15 protein-coding genes are annotated in these 18,967 nt (G+C 62.4%); 5 read left to right on the forward strand and 10 right to left on the reverse strand.

Features of this window, described 5'->3' with window-relative positions; genetic code table 11:
* Positions 1-47: 47 nt before the first annotated feature.
* The 4 genes from arcC to arcD (ACYCCG_RS20585) form a co-directional block, all read right to left on the reverse strand.
* Positions 48-977 (reverse strand): carbamate kinase, encoded by a 930-nt coding sequence (gene arcC, locus ACYCCG_RS20570; protein ID WP_339443809.1) that lies wholly within the window; start codon positions 975-977, stop codon positions 48-50.
* A gap of 186 nt (positions 978-1,163) precedes the next feature.
* The gene (locus ACYCCG_RS20575; RefSeq protein WP_003255074.1) at positions 1,164-2,174 is read right to left on the reverse strand and encodes an ornithine carbamoyltransferase; all 1,011 of its coding nucleotides are present in this window, start codon (positions 2,172-2,174) and stop codon (positions 1,164-1,166) included.
* Positions 2,175-2,243: 69 nt separating this feature from the next.
* On the reverse strand, positions 2,244-3,497 hold the full coding sequence (arcA, locus tag ACYCCG_RS20580; protein WP_021781892.1) for an arginine deiminase: 1,254 nt from the start codon (positions 3,495-3,497) through the stop codon (positions 2,244-2,246).
* Positions 3,498-3,530: 33 nt separating this feature from the next.
* On the reverse strand, positions 3,531-4,958 hold the full coding sequence (gene arcD / locus ACYCCG_RS20585; RefSeq protein WP_176683711.1) for an arginine-ornithine antiporter: 1,428 nt from the start codon (positions 4,956-4,958) through the stop codon (positions 3,531-3,533).
* A 435-nt stretch (positions 4,959-5,393) separates the two neighbouring features.
* Here arcD (ACYCCG_RS20585) and arcD (ACYCCG_RS20590) point away from each other — a divergent pair, with 435 nt between their 5' ends.
* Positions 5,394-6,821, forward strand: coding sequence for an arginine-ornithine antiporter (gene arcD, locus ACYCCG_RS20590; protein WP_021781894.1), 1,428 nt, complete (start codon positions 5,394-5,396; stop codon positions 6,819-6,821).
* On the opposite strand, the gene ACYCCG_RS20595 is transcribed toward arcD (ACYCCG_RS20590), so the two are convergent.
* From ACYCCG_RS20595 to gap, 6 genes are all read right to left on the reverse strand, one after another.
* Positions 6,801-7,214, reverse strand: coding sequence for a YbaN family protein (locus tag ACYCCG_RS20595; RefSeq protein WP_021781895.1), 414 nt, complete (start codon positions 7,212-7,214; stop codon positions 6,801-6,803). The genes arcD (ACYCCG_RS20590) and ACYCCG_RS20595 overlap by 21 nt on opposite strands.
* Before the next feature lie 54 nt (positions 7,215-7,268).
* The gene (locus ACYCCG_RS20600; RefSeq protein WP_176683709.1) at positions 7,269-7,862 is read right to left on the reverse strand and encodes a biliverdin-producing heme oxygenase; all 594 of its coding nucleotides are present in this window, start codon (positions 7,860-7,862) and stop codon (positions 7,269-7,271) included.
* Between the two features lie 200 nt (positions 7,863-8,062).
* Positions 8,063-10,651: a TonB-dependent receptor gene (locus ACYCCG_RS20605; RefSeq protein ID WP_176683708.1), complete on the reverse strand. Its 2,589-nt coding sequence runs from the start codon at positions 10,649-10,651 to the stop codon at positions 8,063-8,065.
* Positions 10,652-10,777: 126 nt separating this feature from the next.
* Positions 10,778-11,740: a FecR family protein gene (locus ACYCCG_RS20610; RefSeq protein ID WP_209967794.1), complete on the reverse strand. Its 963-nt coding sequence runs from the start codon at positions 11,738-11,740 to the stop codon at positions 10,778-10,780.
* An 88-nt stretch (positions 11,741-11,828) separates the two neighbouring features.
* Positions 11,829-12,341 (reverse strand): RNA polymerase sigma factor, encoded by a 513-nt coding sequence (locus ACYCCG_RS20615; protein WP_021781899.1) that lies wholly within the window; start codon positions 12,339-12,341, stop codon positions 11,829-11,831.
* 255 nt (positions 12,342-12,596) lie between these two features.
* Positions 12,597-13,598: a type I glyceraldehyde-3-phosphate dehydrogenase gene (gene gap, locus ACYCCG_RS20620; protein ID WP_014589858.1), complete on the reverse strand. Its 1,002-nt coding sequence runs from the start codon at positions 13,596-13,598 to the stop codon at positions 12,597-12,599.
* A 264-nt stretch (positions 13,599-13,862) separates the two neighbouring features.
* On the opposite strand from gap, the gene edd reads away from it, so the two are divergent.
* From edd to ACYCCG_RS20640, 4 genes are all read left to right on the forward strand, one after another.
* Positions 13,863-15,689, forward strand: coding sequence for a phosphogluconate dehydratase (gene edd, locus ACYCCG_RS20625; RefSeq protein ID WP_176683705.1), 1,827 nt, complete (start codon positions 13,863-13,865; stop codon positions 15,687-15,689).
* Entirely contained in the window at positions 15,686-16,645 is a 960-nt protein-coding gene (locus tag ACYCCG_RS20630; protein WP_339443806.1) for a glucokinase, read from the forward strand. Before edd ends, ACYCCG_RS20630 begins: the two co-directional genes overlap by 4 nt.
* A gap of 78 nt (positions 16,646-16,723) precedes the next feature.
* Complete coding sequence (gene gltR / locus ACYCCG_RS20635; RefSeq protein WP_459671582.1) at positions 16,724-17,449, forward strand: two-component system response regulator GltR; 726 nt, start codon at positions 16,724-16,726, stop codon at positions 17,447-17,449.
* Positions 17,430-18,884 carry an ATP-binding protein gene (locus ACYCCG_RS20640; RefSeq protein ID WP_459671584.1) on the forward strand — a complete coding sequence of 485 codons (1,455 nt, stop codon included), beginning with the start codon at positions 17,430-17,432 and terminating at the stop codon, positions 18,882-18,884. The genes gltR and ACYCCG_RS20640 overlap by 20 nt, the downstream gene beginning before the upstream one ends.
* Positions 18,885-18,967 lie beyond the last annotated feature (83 nt).

The raw sequence follows: 18,967 nt of genomic DNA on the forward strand, positions 1-18,967 counted from the left end.
CTTTGGAAGGTCGAAAATGGCGGGCCGCGTAAGCCCGCCTGCTGCATTCAACGGTAGCTGATGCCCGGCTTCTCGGTGGAAACCCGAGTGCCGGCTTTGCCTTTGACGATGTCTTCGATGTTCTCCAGCGAACTGATCACCGCTACCTTGCCGGTGTTGCGGGCAAAGTCGCAGGCGGCCTGCACCTTCGGCCCCATGGAGCCGGCGGCAAACCCCAGCGTTTCCAGCGCGTCCGGGTGGGCCTGGGCGATGGCCTTCTGCGTCGGTTTGCCCCAGTCAATGTAGGCTGCATCGACGTCGGTGGCGATAATCAGAAGGTCGGCTTCCAATTGCTCGGCCAGCAGCGCCGAGCACAGGTCTTTGTCGATCACCGCCTCGATGCCTTTGAGCTTGCCGTTTTCATCGTACAGGGTGGGGATGCCGCCACCGCCTGCGCAAATCACGATGCTGCTTTTTTCCAGCAGCCACTTGATCGGGCGAATTTCGAAGATGCGCTTGGGTTTCGGGCTGGCTACCACGCGGCGGTACTTGTCGCCGTCGGCCTTGACCACCCAGCCTTTTTCCTTGGCCAGGCGCTCGGCCTCTTCCTTGCTATAGACCGGGCCGATGAACTTGGTCGGATCCTTGAAGGCCGGGTCGTTGGCGTCCACTTCCACTTGGGTCAGCAAGGTGGCGAAGGGCACCTCGAAGTCCAGCAGGTTGCCCAGTTCCTGTTCGATCATGTAACCGATCATGCCCTCGGTCTCGGCACCCAGCACGTCTAGCGGGTAGGCCTCGTCTGGCTTGTACGACAGGGCCTGAAGCGACAGCAGACCCACTTGAGGGCCGTTGCCGTGGGCGATGACCAGTTCGTTGCCAGGGTGAATCTTGGCGATCTGTTCGGTGGCGGTGCGGATATTGGCGCGCTGGTTGTCAGCGGTCATGGGCTCGCCGCGACGTAGCAGGGCGTTGCCGCCCAATGCAACAACGATACGCATGTGGAATGTCCTTTGATGAAAGAGGTGACGCTGCTCTCGGATCGCACCGCTCCCAGGTGTAGGAGCGGGTTTACCCGCGAATGCGTCAGCCCAGGTAAAGCTGTTGGAGCTGCCGACGCATTCGCGGGTGAACCCGCTCCTACACACACACACAAGGGCGGGGCGGCCGCGCTATCGAGTCAGCCCTTACAGATCAGCCAGGGTCGATACCAGGATCGCCTTGATCGTGTGCATGCGGTTTTCCGCCTGCTCGAAGGCGATGCACGCTGGCGACTCGAACACGTCGTCGGTCACTTCGATACCGTTTGCCAGGTCCGGGTATTGTTCGGCGATCTGCTTGCCTACCTTGGTGTCGGAGTTGTGGAATGCCGGCAGGCAGTGCATGAACTTGGTCCGTGGGTTACCGGTGGACTTCATCAGTTCGGCATTCACCTGATAAGGCTTGAGCTGCTTGATGCGCTCACCCCAGGCTTCGATCGGCTCGCCCATCGATACCCACACGTCGGTATGGACAAAGTCGACCCCCTTGACCGCGGCTTTCGGGTCTTCGGTGAGGGTAATGCGTGCGCCGCTTTCTTCAGCGTACTGCTTGCAGCGCTCGACCAGGTCGTCGTGTGGCCACAGTGCCTTGGGCGCGGCGATGCGCACATCCATGCCCAGCTTGGCGCCGATCAGCAGCAGCGAGTTGCCCATGTTGTTGCGGGCATCGCCCAGGTAGGCGTAGCTGATGTCGTGCAGCGGCTTGTCGCTGTGCTCACGCATGGTCAGCACGTCGGCGATCATCTGGGTCGGATGGTATTCGTCGGTCAGGCCGTTGAACACCGGGACGCCGGCGAACTTGGCCAGCTCTTCGACGATTTCCTGCTTGAAGCCACGGTACTCGATGGCGTCATACATGCGCCCGAGCACACGGGCGGTGTCCTTCATGCTTTCCTTGTGGCCGATCTGCGAAGAGTTGGGGTCGATGTAGGTGACGTTGGCGCCCTGGTCATAGGCCGCAACTTCGAAGGCGCAACGGGTACGGGTGGAGGTTTTTTCGAAGATCAGGGCAATGTTGTTGCCCTTCAGGTGCTGCTGCTCGGTGCCCGTGTACTTGGCCCGCTTGAGGTCGCGGGACAGGTCCAGCAGGTAGCGCAACTCACGGGTGGTGTGGTGTTCCAGGCTGAGCAAGTTGCGGTTGTGAATATTGAACGCCATGACAGTTTCTCCTTGAGTTCGGTGATGTCCCGGCCGGCACTTCATGGGTGCGGCCGGGCGTGATGGTCGTTAGTAGTCGATCGGGTCGCGCACGATCGGGCAGGTCATGCAGTGGCCGCCGCCCCGGCCCCGGCCCAGTTCGCCGGCGCTGATGGTGATGACCTCGATGCCGGCCTTGCGCAGCAGGGTGTTGGTGTAGGTGTTGCGGTCGTAGCCAATGACTACGCCCGGCTCGATGGCCACCACGTTGTTACCGTCATCCCACTGTTCGCGCTCGGCGGCGAAGCTGTTGCCGCCGGTTTCGACCACGCGCAGCTGGACGCCCAGCTGCTCGCCCACCACTTCGATGAACGACTTGTTGATGCGGCGTACATCCATACCGTAAGGCTTGCTTTCGTCCGGGCGGATGATGAATGGCACAATCTCTTTCACCACTTCCGGGAAGACCGTGACCAGGTCGCGGTCGCAGAAGCTGAATACAGTGTCCAGGTGCATGGCGGCGCGAGATTTTGGCAGGCCGGCGACGATCACTTCCTTGACGGCGCCCTTGGCGAACAGGTTTTGCGCCAGTTGGCCGATGGCCTGGCGCGAGGTGCGCTCGCCCATGCCGATCAGCACGATGCCATTGCCGATCGGCATCACATCACCGCCTTCGAGCGTGGCATTGCCATGGTCCTTGTCCGGGTCGCCATACCACACCTGGAAGTCGGCCTCGGTGAACTCCTTGTGGAACTTGTAGATGGCGGTGGTCAACAGGGTTTCCTGGCGACGCGCCGGCCAGTACATCGGGTTCAGCGTCACGCCGCCGTAGATCCAGCAGGTGGTGTCGCGCGTGAACTGGGTGTTGGGAAGTGGTGGCAGGATGAAGCTGGAGTGGCCCAGGTAGTCGTTGTACATCTTCACGACTTCGGCGCCTTCGCTCTGCGGCAGGTCCTGACCTGCCACGCCGCCGATCAGGAACTCGGCCAGGTGGCGTGGCTCCAGGCCTTCGAGCCAGCTGCGCACTTCGTTGGTCAGGCCTACGCCGACGGTGTCAGGGGTGATCTTGCGGTCGAGGATCCACTTGAGCGCCTCTTTGTTCTGAACGATATCGGTCAGCAGGTTGTGCATCTCCAGCACATCCACGCCACGCTCGCGCATCTTGGTGACGAAGTCGAAATGGTCACGCTTGGCCTGGTCGACCCAGATCACATCGTCGAACAGCAGTTCGTCACAGTTGCTCGGTGTCAGGCGCTTGTGCGCCAGGCCCGGGGCGCAAACCATCACTTTGCGCAGTTTGCCGGCTTCGGAGTGGACACCGTACTTCTGTTTTTCAGCGGACATGGTTTCATTCCTCCAATTGATCGAAGACGTGGGTCAAAGGGTCAGGAAGCCGTCATACAGACCAAAGGCTGCCACCAGGGCGCCAATGACCACGGCTGCGAAGATCAGCTTTTCCACGTTGGTGAAGACCGGTTGGCCCACCTCACGCTTGGCCTTGGCGAACAGGATCGCGCCAGGTGCGTAGAGCAGGGCCGAGAGCAGCAGGTATTTCACGCCACCGGCGTACAGCAGCCAGACGGCGTACAGCAGGGCGATACCACCGATGAGCAGGTCCTTCTTGCGTTCGGCCAGGGCCTGTTCGTAGGTTTCGCTGCGCAATGCCAGCAGGAACGCATAGGCTGCCGACCACAGGTAGGGCACCAGGATCATCGAGGTGGCGAGGTAGATCAGAGACAGGTAGGTGCTGTTTGAGAACAGCGTGATGACCAGGAAGATCTGCACCATGGCGTTGGTCAGCCACAGGGCGTTGGCCGGTACCTGTTTGGCGTTCTCGCGGCGCAGGAACTCCGGCATGGTGTGGTCCTTGGCGGCGGCGAACATGATCTCGGCGCACAGCAGCACCCACGACAGCAGCGCCCCGAGCAGCGAGATGACCAGGCCGACGCTGATCAGCACCGCCCCCCAGTGGCCGACCACATGCTCCAGCACGGCAGCCATCGACGGGTTCTGCAGCTTGGCCAGTTCCGGTTGAGTCATGATGCCCAGCGACAGCACGTTGACCAACACCAGGAACAGCAGCACGGTCACGAAGCCGATCACCGTTGCCTTGCCCACGTCGGTGCGTTTTTCCGCCCGCGCCGAGAAGATGCTCGCGCCCTCGATGCCGATGAACACCCACACGGTGACCAGCATCATGTTGCGCACCTGGTTCATGACACTGCCAAGCTCTGGCGTGCCCACCGCCCAGATATCGGCGGTGAAGATGTCGAGCCTGAAGGCGAACAGGCAGATCAGGGCGAACAGCACCAGCGGCACCACTTTGGCCACCGTGGTGACCAGGTTGATGAAGGCCGCTTCCTTGATGCCGCGCAGTACCAGGAAGTGCACCGCCCACAACAGGATCGACGCGCCAATGATGGCGGCCGGGGTGTTGCCTTCACCGAAAATCGGGAAGAAGTAGCCCAAGGTGCTGAACAGCAGCACGAAGTAGCCGACGTTGCCCAGCCAGGCACTGATCCAATAGCCCCAGGCCGAGGAAAAGCCCATGTAGTCGCCGAAGCCGGCCTTGGCATAGGCATACACCCCGCCATCCAGATCAGGCTTGCGGTTGGCCAGGGTCTGGAACACAAAGGCCAGGGTCAGCATGCCGACCGCAGTGATCGCCCAGCCGATCAGCACGGCCCCGACCCCTGCGCTGGCGGCCATGTTTTGCGGCAGCGAGAAGATACCGCCGCCAATCATCGAGCCGACGACAAGTGCAACTAACGCGCCGAGCTTTAGTTTTCCGGATGAATCAGACATTTAACAACTCCTGCCAGGAGAAAGTTGACGACAGAATAGATCCGACGCCTTTGCCTTGAGCTGACTTGCGTCAGTTTAAGGCGCCGTAAAGGAAGGAAATTTCCTTCACGGGTGCTCCTGGAGAGTGCCGACAGCTTGAGCTGCAGGCCTTGAATGCTGGCACCTCCATGTCCTTCTAGAGCAAACGCTCTGTTCAGCCTGCGATGCTTGAAATTAGCCGCTTTTGTCGCTTTCGCAAATTTTTCACCAGAAATTCGAGTTTTATCAGTTTCTTTTCCAGTTGCCAGACTGCTGCTAGTTTTGAGAGAGCAGGTACATAGACAAAGCAGTTATTAGTGATAGAGGTTGAATGTACGGCTTCAGTATAAGTAACCATATTGATATAGCCCGCAAGGCTGTTTCAAACGCATGACAAGGTTTGAAAAAGGGAGGCTCATGAGCGAACCGGGACAGAAGCTGCGCCTGGGCGCGTTGATCGCGCTGGTGGTCGGGTCGATGATTGGCGGTGGTATCTTCTCGCTGCCGCAGAACATGGCCGCGCGTGCCGATGTGGGCGCCGTGCTGATCGGCTGGGCGATCACCGCGGTCGGCATGCTGGCCCTGGCCTTCGTGTTCCAGACCCTGGCCAACCGCAAGCCGGAACTGGACTCGGGGGTGTATGCCTACGCCAAGGCCGGCTTTGGTGAGTACATGGGCTTTTCCTCGGCCTGGGGCTACTGGATCAGCGCCTGGCTGGGCAACGTCGGTTATTTCGTGCTGCTGTTCAGCACGCTGGGCTTCTACTTCCCGGTGTTCGGCGAAGGCAACACACCCATCGCCATCGGTTGTGCCTCGCTGCTGTTGTGGTCGGTACATTTTCTGGTGTTGCGCGGCATCAAGGAGGCGGCCTTCATCAACCAGGTCACCACAGTGGCCAAGGTGGTGCCGTTGCTGATTTTCGTGGTGATCGCTGCATTTGCCTTCCGCGCCGATATCTTCACCCGGGATATCTGGGGTTTGAGCAACCCACAATTCGGCAGCGTGCTGGAGCAGGTGCGCAATATGATGCTGGTGACCGTATTCGTGTTCATCGGCATAGAAGGCGCAAGCGTGTATTCCGGGCGCGCTCAGCGTCGGTCAGACGTGGGCAAGGCCACGGTCATCGGTTTTCTGGGTGTGCTGGCGCTGCTGGTGTTGGTCAACGTGCTGTCGCTGGGCATCATGACCCAACCGGAACTGGCCGGGCTGCAGAACCCCTCACTGGCCTCGGTGCTGGAGCATATCGTCGGCCCCTGGGGCGCCTTGCTGATCAGCCTCGGCCTGGCGGTCTCGCTGCTTGGCGCATTGCTGTCTTGGGCGCTGCTGTGTGCCGAGATCCTTTACGCCACGGCGCGGGACAAGACCATGCCGCGCTTTCTGGCCAAGGAAAACGCCAACCATGTGCCGGCCAATGCCCTGTGGCTGACCAACTGCATGATTCAGGGTTTCCTGCTGATTACGCTGTTCTCGGCCGGTACGTACACCAGTCTGATCTACCTGGCCTCGTCGATGATCCTGGTACCCTATCTGTGGTCTGCGGCGTATGCCGTGCTGCTGGCGATGCGCGCAGAAACCTATGCCGGGCAGCCGAGGTTGCGGCGCAAGGACTTGTTGGTGGCGCTGGTTGCCCTGCTGTATGCCGTGTGGCTGCTGTATGCCGGCGGGCTCAAGTACCTGCTGCTTTCGGCGCTGCTGTACGCCCCCGGCGTCATCTTGTTCGCGAGGGCCAAGCATGAGCAGGGGCAGACGTTGTTCACTGCCTGGGAAAAGCTGATTTTCGCCGCCGTGCTGGTGGGTGCCGCGCTGGCGGCCTATGCCCTGTATTCAGGGCTGCTGAGCTTGTGACGGGGCAGGGCAGGCGTGCTCCGGGCGTGACCAGATCCACAGGTTGCCCAAGGTCATCCCGGCGATTGCCAGGAATACCGGCCAGTGGTGTTCCAGAAAGGTCAGCATCAGGCCCGCACACAGCAGCATGCTGATGGTTGCGCTGACCTTGGCCCGGCGCTGAATCACCTTGCCGTTGCGCCAGTTATGCAGAATTGGCCCGAACAGCCGGTGGTTCTCCAGCCATGCCGACAGGCGCGGTGAACTGCGCGTGGCGGCCCAGGCGGCCAGCAGGATGAACTCGGTGGTCGGCAAACCAGGAATCACAATGGCGACCAGGCCCACCCCGAGGCTCACGTAGGCCAGGATTCCATACAACAGGCGGGCGAGTTTCGAGCGGGCTGGTTGGGTCATGTTCTCACTGCATAAAACGGTTCGGCCACCGAAGGGGTGGCCGGCTACGGCGTATCAGACCAGCGCGGCATCCGCAGCGTAGGCGTGCTTGAGCAACTCGGTGAAGCGCTCGAAGGCGGCCACTGCACCGCGTTCGGCAGCCGCTTCCTCTTCAGGCGAGAGCGCCAGGCCATCGAGGATGCGGGTGAACTGCTTCCAGCCTTCGGCACGGCCACCGACGGGCTCGCCCAGGTGACGGGCACCGAAGCTGTCGGACAGTTCCAGGGCCACGGCACGCTTGATCAGAAACGCAGCGCCCAGTTTGGAGCCTTCGGAGACGAAGATCCAGCCCATTGCCTCGCCCAGGCTCGGCTTGCCCACGGCGCCCGGCACCGCCGCCGGTACTTCGGTGTCGAGGTCGGCGAGGTCCAGGCGGGCCTGGTCGGCACGGCAGCGCTCAGCCAGATCAGGGACGATGGCGATCAGTTGAGGGTCGTTGTACAGGGCCTGCAGTTCGGACTGGAACAGGTACTGGGCGACGACGAAGCGGGCGAAACTTTCGCGGCTGTCAAAAGGCGCGTGGGATTTGACCAGGGCATCCAGCTCGGCGTGCGGGGCGTGGGTGATCTGGTTCAGGCGCTGGGAGCGCAGGGCTGGGCGTTCGGTCATGGGGCAGTCCTTGGAAAGAGGGGTCTAGATACAAGACGAAGCAGCGAAAGCGGGACAGTAAAAAAAGCCGGTATTTGTGTTGCCAGTACCGGCCTCTTCGCGGGTAAACCCGCTCCTGCAGGAACATCACAGGTCCAAGACCTGTGATGTTCCTGTGGGCGCGGGCGTGCCCGCAAAGAGGCCGGTACAGACGTAACGCCTCAGATATCCCAAACCACATTGATACCGAAGTTGCGCCCCGGCATGGTCAGGCGGTCGATGTTGGCCGGCTGGGTCACAGCCGCCTCACCCTGGCCGTCGTAGCTGCGCACCGAATCCCACTGCCAGTATTTCTTGTCGGTCAGGTTGTACAGCCCTGCGTTGATGGTGACGTCGTCGGTGACCTTGTAGTAGCCGGTCAGGTCCAGCACGCCGTAGCCCGGGGTGCGGAACTTCGAGGTGGAACCGTCAGGCGAATAGAAGGTACTGTCGTCGACACGGGTCTTGCGCTTGACCAGCGTCCAGCTCAGCAAGCCACCGTAGTGCTGCTGCTCGTAGCCCAGGCCGAATACGCCCTTGAGCGGGTTGACACTGTTCAACGGTTGACCGGTGTCATCGTTACGACCATAGGTGTAGGCAATCGAGCTTTGGGCATAGAGGCCCTGCGCTGCGCCGAAGTGGTCGAGGTTCAGGCGGCCCTTGAATTCGGCACCCTTGATGGTGGCGTGCTTGATGTTGTTGGCCTGGAAGGTCTGCTCCAGGTTGGCGCTTTGCACGGCATCTTCGTCGATGAAATCACGGTACTTGTTGTAGAACACTGCCACGTCGAAGTTGCCGGCGTCGAAGTTGCCACGCAGGCCGGTTTCATAGCTTTTGCTCTTTTCAGGCTCAAGGTCCGGGTTGCCCTCCACGCGGTAGCCTTGGTCCAGGTTCTGGAAGCGGCCATACATGGCTTTGGCGGTCGGAGTGCGGAAGCCTTCTGCATACTGGCCGTACCAGGTGTAGTTGTCGTTGAAGGCGTAGGTCAGGCCGAACTTGGGCGAGACGCGGTGCCACTTCTTGTCCGAATCATCCTGGGAGGCAGGCGCCGTACCGCTGGACTCCAGACCACGCAGGAATGCCTCGGTGAACTTGGGCTCCATACGGGTGTAGTCGTAGCGCGCGCCGGGCATGAAGGTCCAGTTGTTCCAGCGGATTTCATCCTGCGCGAACAGGCTGTAGGTATTCACGGTGGGGTCCGGGAAGTCGCTGACCAAGGCCTGTCCGTCACGCGCGCTGTCCTGTCCGATGGCGGTACAGGTACCACCGATGTTCAGACAAGTGCCGGTGCCGCTCCGTGAACCCGTGACTTTCTCCTGTTTGAGTGTGGTGCCGTAGGTGAACAGGTGATCGGTTTGGCCGATGCTGAAGGCCTTGTCGAATTGGGCGTCGAATACCCACTGGCGATCCTTGTAGGTCGTCTGCCGGTCCCGAAACACTTGGCGTCCCGAGGCGACATACAGCTCATCGGTACGTTGGTCGGTCTTCGCGATCTGGTAGTTGAGGCTCCATTTGACGTGATCTGCGACCACGCTATCGAGGTCGAATTCATGATTGAGACCGAAGCGTTCACGGGTGATCGTGTCGTTGCCTTGGCGCATGCGGTACGAGTTCATGCCACCGAAGCCCGGAATGAACGGCCCACCCACCGCGCTGAGGATGTTCTGGTCGCGGTCATCCTTGTAGCGCTCGTAGGTGAGCCCCAGGCGCGCGTCGTCGGCGTAGTTCCAGCCCAGCTTGGCCAGCACGTTGGTGGTGCGCACGTCCATCGGGTTGGCTTCGGTGCGCGACAGGCCGTCGCCACTGTGGCTGCCGTGGGTTTCGGTCTCGTGGCCGTTGCGCTGGCTCAGGTGCAGCAGGCCGTCGAAGTCACCCTGGCGGCCGGCGACGGTGGCGGAGGTCAGCCAGCTTTCGTCGGCCGAGCTGTAGCCGGTTTTCAGGCGTGCACCCACGTCTTTGCCGGGCTTGATGATGTCGTCCGGGTCGAGGGTGAAGTAGCTCACCGCACCGCCGATGGCGTTGCTGCCATACAACACCGAGGCCGGGCCACGGAGGATTTCCACACGCTTGACGATTTCCGGGTCGACATAGTTGCGCTGGGTCTGGGCGTAGGGGCCGTAGAAGAAGCTGTCGGGGATCGACACGCCGTCGACTTGGGTGAGGATCCGCTCGCCGTCGATACCCCGGATGTTGTAGCCGTTCAGCCCGCTGCGTTGGCCGGTTCCGGATACCGACACCCCCGGCTCGTAGCGCACCAGATCCTGGATATTGTTCACGTTCTGCCGGTCCAGTTGCTCACGGGTCTGCACGCTGACAGTGCTCGGTACCTGGCTGACGTCCTGTGCGCTGCGGGTGGCGCTGACGGTCACCTGCTGCAGGGCGATCACGTTGCTTGCGGTTTGGCGCTCCAGTACCACATTGCCGTTGCTGATCTTGCGAAAACTCAGCCCGGTACCCCGCAACAGGCGCTTGAGGGCAGCATCTGGCGGCAGCGAACCCTGTACGCCTGGCGAAGCCACGCCGTCGGCCAGCTCGGCGCTGAAGCCGACCTGCCAGCCGGTGACCTGGCTGAAGGCGTTGATCGCCGACACCAGCGGTTGCTGGCCGATGCTGAAGCGGTAGTCGCCCATACGCGGGCTGCTGGCCTGTGCCGGCTCGGCGGCCAGCGCCGGCAGGCTGCAGGCACCGCTGGCGAGCAGGGCAAGGGTCAACAGGGACAGTTGTCCTGTACGGCGGGGAAGGTTGGACGAGCGGGTAGGACCAGTGGACATCGGAAGCGCTCCCAGACGCGCGGGCTGTTATAGGTGATGGCTGTTCTCGTCTCTAAACAAGAATCAGTTGCATTGGCTATAACGAGACGGGCGGGCGAGTGCGATCGCGTAAAAATAATTCAGGGGTCAGTTCAGGATGACCAGCGCCGGGTACTCATGCAGTTGTGCCGAGGTGATGTGGGCCAGTGCGCGCAGGGTTTCCAGCGGCTGGTCGAGACGGTAGTTACCGGTGACGGCGACGTTTTCCAACTGCGCATTGCGGTTGATGATCCAGCCCGGGTAGTACCGCTGTACTTCGGCCAGGACCTGGCTCAACGGGCAGTTCTCGAACACCAGGCGGCCGTCGATCCAGGCCAGGTCCTTGTGCATGTCGGGGCGCTGGCGTTGGCCAAAGCCCTGGGGGCCGACGCTGATGCTGTCGCCGGCACTCAGGCGGATGCGCTGGTCGCGCTCCCCCTGCAGGTCGACATCGCCGCGTTGCACCCGCACCTGGGCCTCGCCGTCAAGGTAGCGCACGGCAAAGTCGGTGTCGCGCACCTGTGCGCGCAAAGGCCCGGCTTTCACTTCCAGCGGCAGATGCGCGCCGTCGGGAACCTGAAAATAAGCCTCGCCCTGCAGCAGGCGGGCGACCTGGCGGCCGTCCTGGCGTTCGCTGGCAAATGCCGAATTGGTGTTGAGCAGCACTTTTGCGCCGTCTTCCAGTTGCAGGCGCTGGCGCTCGCCGACCACGGTCAGGTGGTCCGCTTGCAGGCGCATGGGCAGGTTACCGACGGTGAACAGCCCGACCACCAGCAGCGCTGCGGTGGCCAGGGGTTTCCAGTGGCTGCGCAGGCGCCCGCGCCATGAGCGGCGTTGCTGCTGGTGCATGTGCGTGGCCACCTTGTGCAACGGTGTACCGTTCCACAGCGCCTCGGCTTCGACATAGGCCTCGGCGTTTTCTGGCGCGGCGCTCAGCCAGGCTTCAAAGGCCTGGGTGTCTGCGGCATCTGCGCATTGCAGGCGCACCAGCCAGTCCAGCGCCTCGTCCATGGCACGAGCTCGGGCGCTGAGCCGGGCAGGTGACGGGCGAGGGGCAGGGCGGTCGGTCACGGTGAATCCTTGAATGGTTTTTTGCGAATGATCAAGGCTAAGACGGGGTGTGGCAAGGGCTTTGCGTCGCCGTTCGCCTGCGCTCAGCTTACTTGAGTCGGTCGGCAACACCCATGCAGATTGCCATGATCAGTTTCAGTTCCTTTTGTACCGTGCTGGGCGAAACACTCAGTTGTTCGGCGATTTCCAGATAGGTGGCGCCATGCAGGCGGCTGAGGATGAAAATGCGCTGTTGGCGTTCGCTCAGTTGATTGAGGCTGACGCTGAGGTGCTTGAGTAACTGCTCGGCGTGGGCGGCATCCTCACTGCTGGTGGCGGGCGCGGCGACACTGTGCAGCACTTCGTCGGGCACGTCGTCGACCAGCATGCGTGCCTGCACCCGGCGTGCGCGCAGGTGGTCCAGTGCCAGGTTGCGCGCGGTCTGAAACACGAACGGCTCGATATGCTCGATGGGCCGCTCGCCCAGCGCGCGGGACACCCGCAGGTAGGTTTCCTGCAGCAGGTCTTCGGCCGTGCTGGGATTACCGACCATGCGCTGCAGGGTACGCAGCAGGGTTAGGCGCTGCACGAGGAAGACGGAGTTGAACCGGGACTGACTCACGGGGGGACCTGGCCGACGAAAGGTTAATGATAATGCTTATCATCCGTGCGGCAGGTCAAGTGTGGAATTATCAGGAAAAGGTAAAGATTGTAGTCGCTGGATGTCGTTTGCTTCTTTGGGAGCAACTGTCTTGCTCAATTTCTAAAAGCTGGCGCCATCCCTGTGGGAGCGGGCTTGCCCGCGAACACGGGCGAAGCCCGTGCCATCCACCACGGCGTTGGCTTCGCGGGCAAGCCCGCTCCCACACGGGTCGCGTCAGCCAGCCCGGTGCAGCGCCAGGCAGTTATCCAGCATGCGGTTGCTGAACCCCCACTCGTTGTCATACCAGGCCAGCACCTTGAGCATCCGTCCGTTGGCCCGGGTATGGTTGGCATCGAAGATCGACGACAGCGGGTTGTGGTTGAAATCGCAGGAAACCAATGGCAGGGCGTTATAGCCCAATACCTTGGAATGTTTGCTGGCCTCGAGGAATAGCTGGTTGACCTGCTCCGCCGTGGCTTCGCGCTTGAGGTTGACGGTGAGGTCCACCAGCGACACGTTGATGACGGGCACCCGCACCGCCATGCCGGTCAGCTTGCCGGCCAGTTCCGGCAGCACCAGGCCCACGGCCTCGGCGGCACCGGTCTTGCTCGGGATCATCGACTGGGTGGCTGAACGCGCGCGGTACGGGTCGCTGTGGTACACGTCAGTCAGCACCTGGTCGTTGGTGTAGGCGTGGATGGTGGTCATCAGGCCTTGCTCGATGCCGAACTCCCGGTGCAGCACCTGGGCGATCGGCGCCAGGCAGTTGGTGGTGCAGGAGGCATTGGAAATGACCTGGTGCGAGGCGCGCAGGATGTCGTGGTTGACCCCGTACACCACGGTGGCATCGGCGCCCTTGGCCGGCGCCGAGACAATCACCTTGCCCGCCCCGGCGGCCAGGTGCGCAGCGGCTTTGGCGCGGTCGGTGAACAGCCCGGTGCATTCGAACACCACGTCGATCGCCTCGGCCTTCCAGGGCAGTTCGGCCGGATTGCGAATGGCGCTGACCGCGATGCGGTCACCGTTGACCGTCAGGCTTTCGTGGTCGGCCTCGACGGTTGCGTCAAAGGTGCCGTGGACACTGTCGTACTTGAGCAGGTGGGCATTCATGGTGCTGTCGCCCAGGTCGTTGATGGCGACGACCTGCAGGTCCTGGCGGTAGCCTTGGGTATACAGTGCGCGCAGGACGTTGCGCCCGATTCGGCCGAATCCATTGATGGCGATGCGAAGGGTCATGGCAGTACCTCTGGCAGTCCGAGTGAAACCTGTGGCACAAAGGAGCTTCACTGAAACGGTTTTGTTGTTGGAATTACAAGATTATTCACTGGCTGATAGAAAACAAGCCTTTTTAGTGGCAGTATTTTGTTTAAATATACAACGAGTGGTTGGGCGTCGTGCCTCCACCGATGCAGCGGGCTCCTAAACTTGAGCCTAGGCCGCAATCGTTTGGAGGGGAAATGCCCGGTAAACCGCCCTTACAATTAGCCTGGAGTCCAGTACATGCATCCGCGCATCCTTGAGGTCACCCAGCGGCTGGTCGAACGCAGCCGAGCCACCCGCGAACGCTACCTGCAGCTGATTCGTGGCGCGGCCAGTGAAGGCCCCATGCGTGCCAGCCTGCAGTGCGCCAACTTCGCCCATGGCGTGGCCGGTTGCGGCAGCGAAGACAAGCAGACTCTGCGCCTGATGAACGCGGCCAACGTGGCCATCGTCTCGGCCTACAACGATATGTTGTCTGCCCACCAGCCGTACCTGCATTTCCCTGAGCAGATCAAGCAGGCCCTGCGCGAGGTCGGTTCGGTCGGCCAGTTTGCCGGTGGCGTGCCGGCCATGTGCGACGGTGTGACCCAGGGCGAGCCGGGCATGGAGCTGGCTATCGCCAGCCGTGAAGTGATCGCGATGTCCACGGCGGTAGCGCTGTCGCACAACATGTTCGACGCAGCACTGATGCTGGGCATCTGCGACAAGATCGTCCCCGGCCTGATGATGGGCGCGTTGCGCTTCGGCCACCTGCCGACCATCTTCGTCCCGGGTGGGCCGATGGTTTCCGGCATCTCCAACAAGCAGAAGGCCGATGTGCGCCAGCGCTATGCCGAAGGCAAGGCCAGCCGCGAAGAGCTGTTGGAGTCCGAGATGAATTCCTACCACAGCCCCGGCACCTGCACCTTCTACGGCACCGCCAACACCAACCAGTTGGTGATGGAAGTGATGGGGCTGCACCTGCCGGGCGCCTCGTTCGTCAACCCGTACACGCCGCTGCGTGACGCACTCACCGCCGAGGCTGCGCAGCAGGTGACGCGTATGACCAAGGCCAGCGGCAGCTTCATGCCGCTGGGCGAAATCGTCGACGAGAAGGCGCTGGTCAACTCCATCGTCGCGCTGCACGCTACCGGCGGCTCGACCAATCACACCCTGCACATCCCGGCGATCGCCCAGGCTGCAGGTATCCAGCTGACCTGGCAGGACATGGCCGACCTCTCCGAAGTGGTGCCGACCCTGTCGCACGTCTACCCCAACGGCAAGGCCGACATCAACCACTTCCAGGCTGCCGGCGGCATGGCCTTCCTGATTCGTGAGCTGCTCGACGCCGGCCTGCTGCACGAAGATGTCAACACCGTAGCCGGCCATGGCCTGCGCCGCTACACCCAGGAACCCTTCCTCGACGATGGCAAGCTGGTGTGGCGCGAAGGACCGCAACAGAGCCTGGACGAAAGCATCCTGCGCCCGGTGTCGCGGCCATTCTCGGCCGAAGGCGGCCTGCGGGTGATGGAAGGCAACCTGGGCCGTGGCGTGATGAAAGTGTCTGCCGTCGCCCCCGAGCACCAGGTGGTCGAGGCCCCGGCGCGGGTGTTCCAGGACCAGCAGTCGCTGGCCGACGCGTTCAAGGCCGGCGAGCTGGAGCGCGACTTTGTCGCGGTGGTGCGCTTCCAGGGCCCGCGTTGCAATGGCATGCCGGAACTGCACAAGCTCACCCCGTTCCTCGGTGTGCTGCAGGACCGTGGCTTCAAGGTTGCGCTGGTGACAGACGGGCGCATGTCCGGTGCCTCGGGCAAGATCCCCGCGGCCATTCACGTTTGCCCGGAGGCATACGACGGCGGCCCGCTGGCGCGGGTGCGTGATGGTGATATTGTGCGAGTCGACGGTGTCGAAGGCACGTTGCGGATCATGGTGTCGGCTGAAGAACTGGCCAGCCGTGAGCTGCCGCCTGCGCCCCAGGGCAACGACCTGGGGTGTGGGCGCGAGCTGTTCGGCTTCATGCGCATGGCGTTCAGCCCGGCAGAGCAGGGCGCCAGTGCCTTTACTTCGGCCCTGGAGCACCTCAAATGAAGCACCTGCTGGTTGGTGATATTGGCGGCACCAATGCCCGTTTTGCGTTGTGGCGTGACAACCAGCTGCATGAGGTAAACGTTTTCGCCACCGCGGACTACACCAACCCTGAGCAGGCCATCGAGGCTTACATGGAAAGCCAGGGTATCGCCCGTGGCGGCCTGGCGGCGGTGTGCCTGGCGGTGGCCGGCCCGGTCGATGGCGATGAATTCCGCTTCACCAACAATCACTGGCGCCTGAGCCGCACGGCATTTTGCAAGACCTTGCAGGTCGAGCGACTGTTGTTGATCAATGATTTCACCGCGATGGCGCTGGGCATGACCCGTCTGCGCGAAGGGGAGTTTCGCGAAGTGTGCCCCGGCCAGGCCGACCCCTCGAGGCTGGCACTGGTGATCGGGCCAGGTACTGGCTTGGGGGTAGGCTCGCTGCTGCGTCTGGGCGAACAGCACTGGAAGGCCCTGCCGGGTGAAGGCGGGCATGTTGACCTGCCGGTAGGCAATGCTCGCGAAGCGGCAATCCACCAGCAGATCCACAGTCAGATCGGTCATGTCAGCGCCGAGGCCGTGCTCAGTGGTGGTGGCCTGGTGCGGCTGTACCAGGCGATCTGTGCGCTGGACGGCGACACGCCCAGGCACAAGACCCCGGCGCATATCACCGATGCGGCACTGGGCGGTGAGCCACGGGCGCTGGCGGTGGTCGAGCAGTTCTGCCGTTTCCTTGGGCGAGTGGCGGGTAACAATGTGCTGACGCTGGGCGCGCGAGGCGGGGTCTATATTGTTGGCGGTGTGATTCCGCGCTTTGCCGAGCTGTTCTTGCGTAGCGGGTTTGCCGCGAGTTTTGCCGACAAGGGGTGTATGAGTGGCTATTTTGCCGGGGTGCCGGTGTGGCTGGTGACGGCGGAGTTTTCCGGGTTGGAGGGGGCCGGTGTAGCGTTGCAGCAGGCGTTGGATCACTGATGGGGCCACTTGGCGGCCCCGATGGCAATACCCGACAGCAGGCAAAAAGACCTGTAATCAACAAGAGGAAGGACCACCTTGAGCACTGCCGGCAAATCGATCCTGATGGTCGACGACGACCAGGAAATCCGTGAACTGCTGCAAACCTACCTGAGCCGCTCCGGCTTCCAGGTGCATGCCGAGGCTGACGGCAAGGGCTTTCGCCGTGCGCTGGAAACCACGCCCTGCGACCTGGTCATTCTTGACGTCATGTTGCCCGACGAAGACGGCTTCAGCTTGTGCCGCTGGGTACGCCAGCACCCACGCCAGGCGCGCGTACCTATCATCATGCTCACCGCCAGCTCCGACGAGGCTGACCGGGTCATTGGCCTGGAACTGGGCGCTGATGACTATCTGGGCAAGCCGTTCAGCCCCCGCGAACTGCAAGCGCGAATCAAGGCTTTGTTGCGCCGCACCGAGTTCGGCCAGACGGCGCCGGGCAGCGCCGTGCTGGCCTTCGACGACTGGCGCCTGGACACGGTCAGCCACCGCCTGTTCCATCACGACGGCGAAGAGGTGATTCTTTCCGGTGCCGACTTCGCCCTGCTCAAGCTGTTCCTCGACCATCCGCAGCAGATTCTCGACCGCGACACCATCGGCAACGCCACCCGTGGCCGCGAACCGATGCCGCTGGACCGTATCGTCGACATGGCGGTCAGCCGTCTGCGCCAGCGCCTGCGCGATATCGACAAACCTCCCCGGCTGATTCGCACCGTGCGAGGCAGTGGCTACTTGTTGGCGGCGCATGTCTGCAGTGCTCCCTGAGCGGCGCTGGCGCCTGCTGCCACGCTCCTTGCTGGGGCGCATGCTGCTGCTGACCCTGATGGTGGTGCTGCTGGCCCAGGGCTTGTCGAGCATCATCTGGGTTGCCCAGTTGCGTGCCAGCCAGTTGCAGGGCCTGCGTGCCAGCGCCAGCAGCCTGGCCCATTCGATGAGCGCGAGTGTCAGTTATTTCCGCTCGCTGCCGGTCGCCTATCGGCCCATGGTGCTCGACCAGTTGCGCAGCATGGGTGGCACACGTTTTTTCGTGTCACTCAATGCCAGGCCGCTGGACATGCCGGTACTGCCTGTCACCCCACGCAAGCAGGCAGTGATCGATGTGTTCCAGCAGGTGCTGCACGAGCGCCTGGGTTCGCAGATGGAAGTTTCCGTGGCGTTCGTCGCCCCCGACGACCTGCGTATCTTCAACAGTGGCCTGAAGCTCGACGAGCTGCCCCGCTCCTGGGCGCATTACTCGCTGACCCTGGAGCCACTCAACCCGCCGGTATTGGTGACGCAGATCCGCTTGGGTGAGGGTGAGTGGTTGTACATCGCCTCGCTGCTGCCCGAACCCTATACCAGCCTGGAGGCCGAACGCCTGCCACGGCAGCAGATCGGTTTCATCGTGCTCACCACAACCTTGCTGCTGCTGTTCATCGGCTTGCTGGTGCATTGGCAAAGCTGGCCGCTCAAACGGCTGGCGCGGGCCGCGCGGGAAATGTCGCTGGGCGCCGATGTGGCGCCGTTGGCTGAAGCGGGTGGCAGTGAAGTGGTCGAGGTTAGCCGGGCGTTCAACAGTATGCGAGAGCGAATCAGCCGCTACCTGACCGAACGCAGTCAGCTGTTCAGCGCCATTTCCCATGACCTGCGCACGCCGATCACCCGCCTGCGTCTGCGTGTGGAACTGCTGGAGGACGAGCGCCTTCAGGCCAAGTTCAGTCAGGATCTGGATGAGCTGGAGTTGCTGGTCAAAGGCGCCTTGCAGTGTGTAAAGGACACCGACATCCACGAAAACATCGAGCCGGTCGACCTTAATCAGGTGCTGGAGATTCTGGTCGAGCCTTACCTGGGCGATGGTCGCATCACCGTCGAGGGCCAGGCGCTGGCGCCTTACCCGGGCAAGCCGCTGGCATTGCGTCGCTGCATCGGCAACCTGATCGACAACGCCATCAAGTACGGCGAACGGGCGCGGCTGCGCATCATCGACGGGGCGGAGGGCTTTGTGCTGCAGGTGGATGACCAGGGGCCCGGGGTACCGCAGCAGCAGCTGGAACAGGTGTTCGAGCCGCATTTCCGTCTGGCCGGGCAGCAGCAGGGGTATGGGCTGGGGTTGGGCATTGCGCGCAACATCGCCCATAGCCATGGGGGGGAGGTGAGCTTGCTGAACCTGCGCGAGGGCGGGCTGCGGGTGACCCTCTATCTGCCGCGGGGTATGGATTGAGTTTTTTGGGGGCCTGTGCGGGCCTCTTCGCGGGCAAGCCCGCTCCCACAGGTACAGCGTAAACTTGGAAGGCTGTGCGGTCT

Source organism: Pseudomonas sp. VEM90, assembly GCF_054611535.1.

Bases quoted from the DNA above. Each gene is read 5' to 3' on its own strand.
- arcC (WP_339443809.1), bottom strand. From the start codon at position 977: ATGCGTATCGTTGTTGCATTGGGCGGCAACGCCCTGCTACGTCGCGGC.
- ACYCCG_RS20630 (WP_339443806.1), top strand. From the start codon at position 15,686: ATGAAGCACCTGCTGGTTGGTGATATTGGCGGCACCAATGCCCGTTTT.
- arcD (WP_176683711.1), bottom strand. From the start codon at position 4,958: ATGTCTGATTCATCCGGAAAACTAAAGCTCGGCGCGTTAGTTGCACTT.
- gap (WP_014589858.1), bottom strand. From the start codon at position 13,598: ATGACCCTTCGCATCGCCATCAATGGATTCGGCCGAATCGGGCGCAAC.
- ACYCCG_RS20640 (WP_459671584.1), top strand. From the start codon at position 17,430: ATGTCTGCAGTGCTCCCTGAGCGGCGCTGGCGCCTGCTGCCACGCTCC.
- ACYCCG_RS20605 (WP_176683708.1), bottom strand. From the start codon at position 10,651: ATGTCCACTGGTCCTACCCGCTCGTCCAACCTTCCCCGCCGTACAGGA.
- arcD (WP_021781894.1), top strand. From the start codon at position 5,394: ATGAGCGAACCGGGACAGAAGCTGCGCCTGGGCGCGTTGATCGCGCTG.
- ACYCCG_RS20600 (WP_176683709.1), bottom strand. From the start codon at position 7,862: ATGACCGAACGCCCAGCCCTGCGCTCCCAGCGCCTGAACCAGATCACC.
- ACYCCG_RS20575 (WP_003255074.1), bottom strand. From the start codon at position 2,174: ATGGCGTTCAATATTCACAACCGCAACTTGCTCAGCCTGGAACACCAC.
- edd (WP_176683705.1), top strand. From the start codon at position 13,863: ATGCATCCGCGCATCCTTGAGGTCACCCAGCGGCTGGTCGAACGCAGC.
- arcA (WP_021781892.1), bottom strand. From the start codon at position 3,497: ATGTCCGCTGAAAAACAGAAGTACGGTGTCCACTCCGAAGCCGGCAAA.
- ACYCCG_RS20595 (WP_021781895.1), bottom strand. From the start codon at position 7,214: ATGACCCAACCAGCCCGCTCGAAACTCGCCCGCCTGTTGTATGGAATC.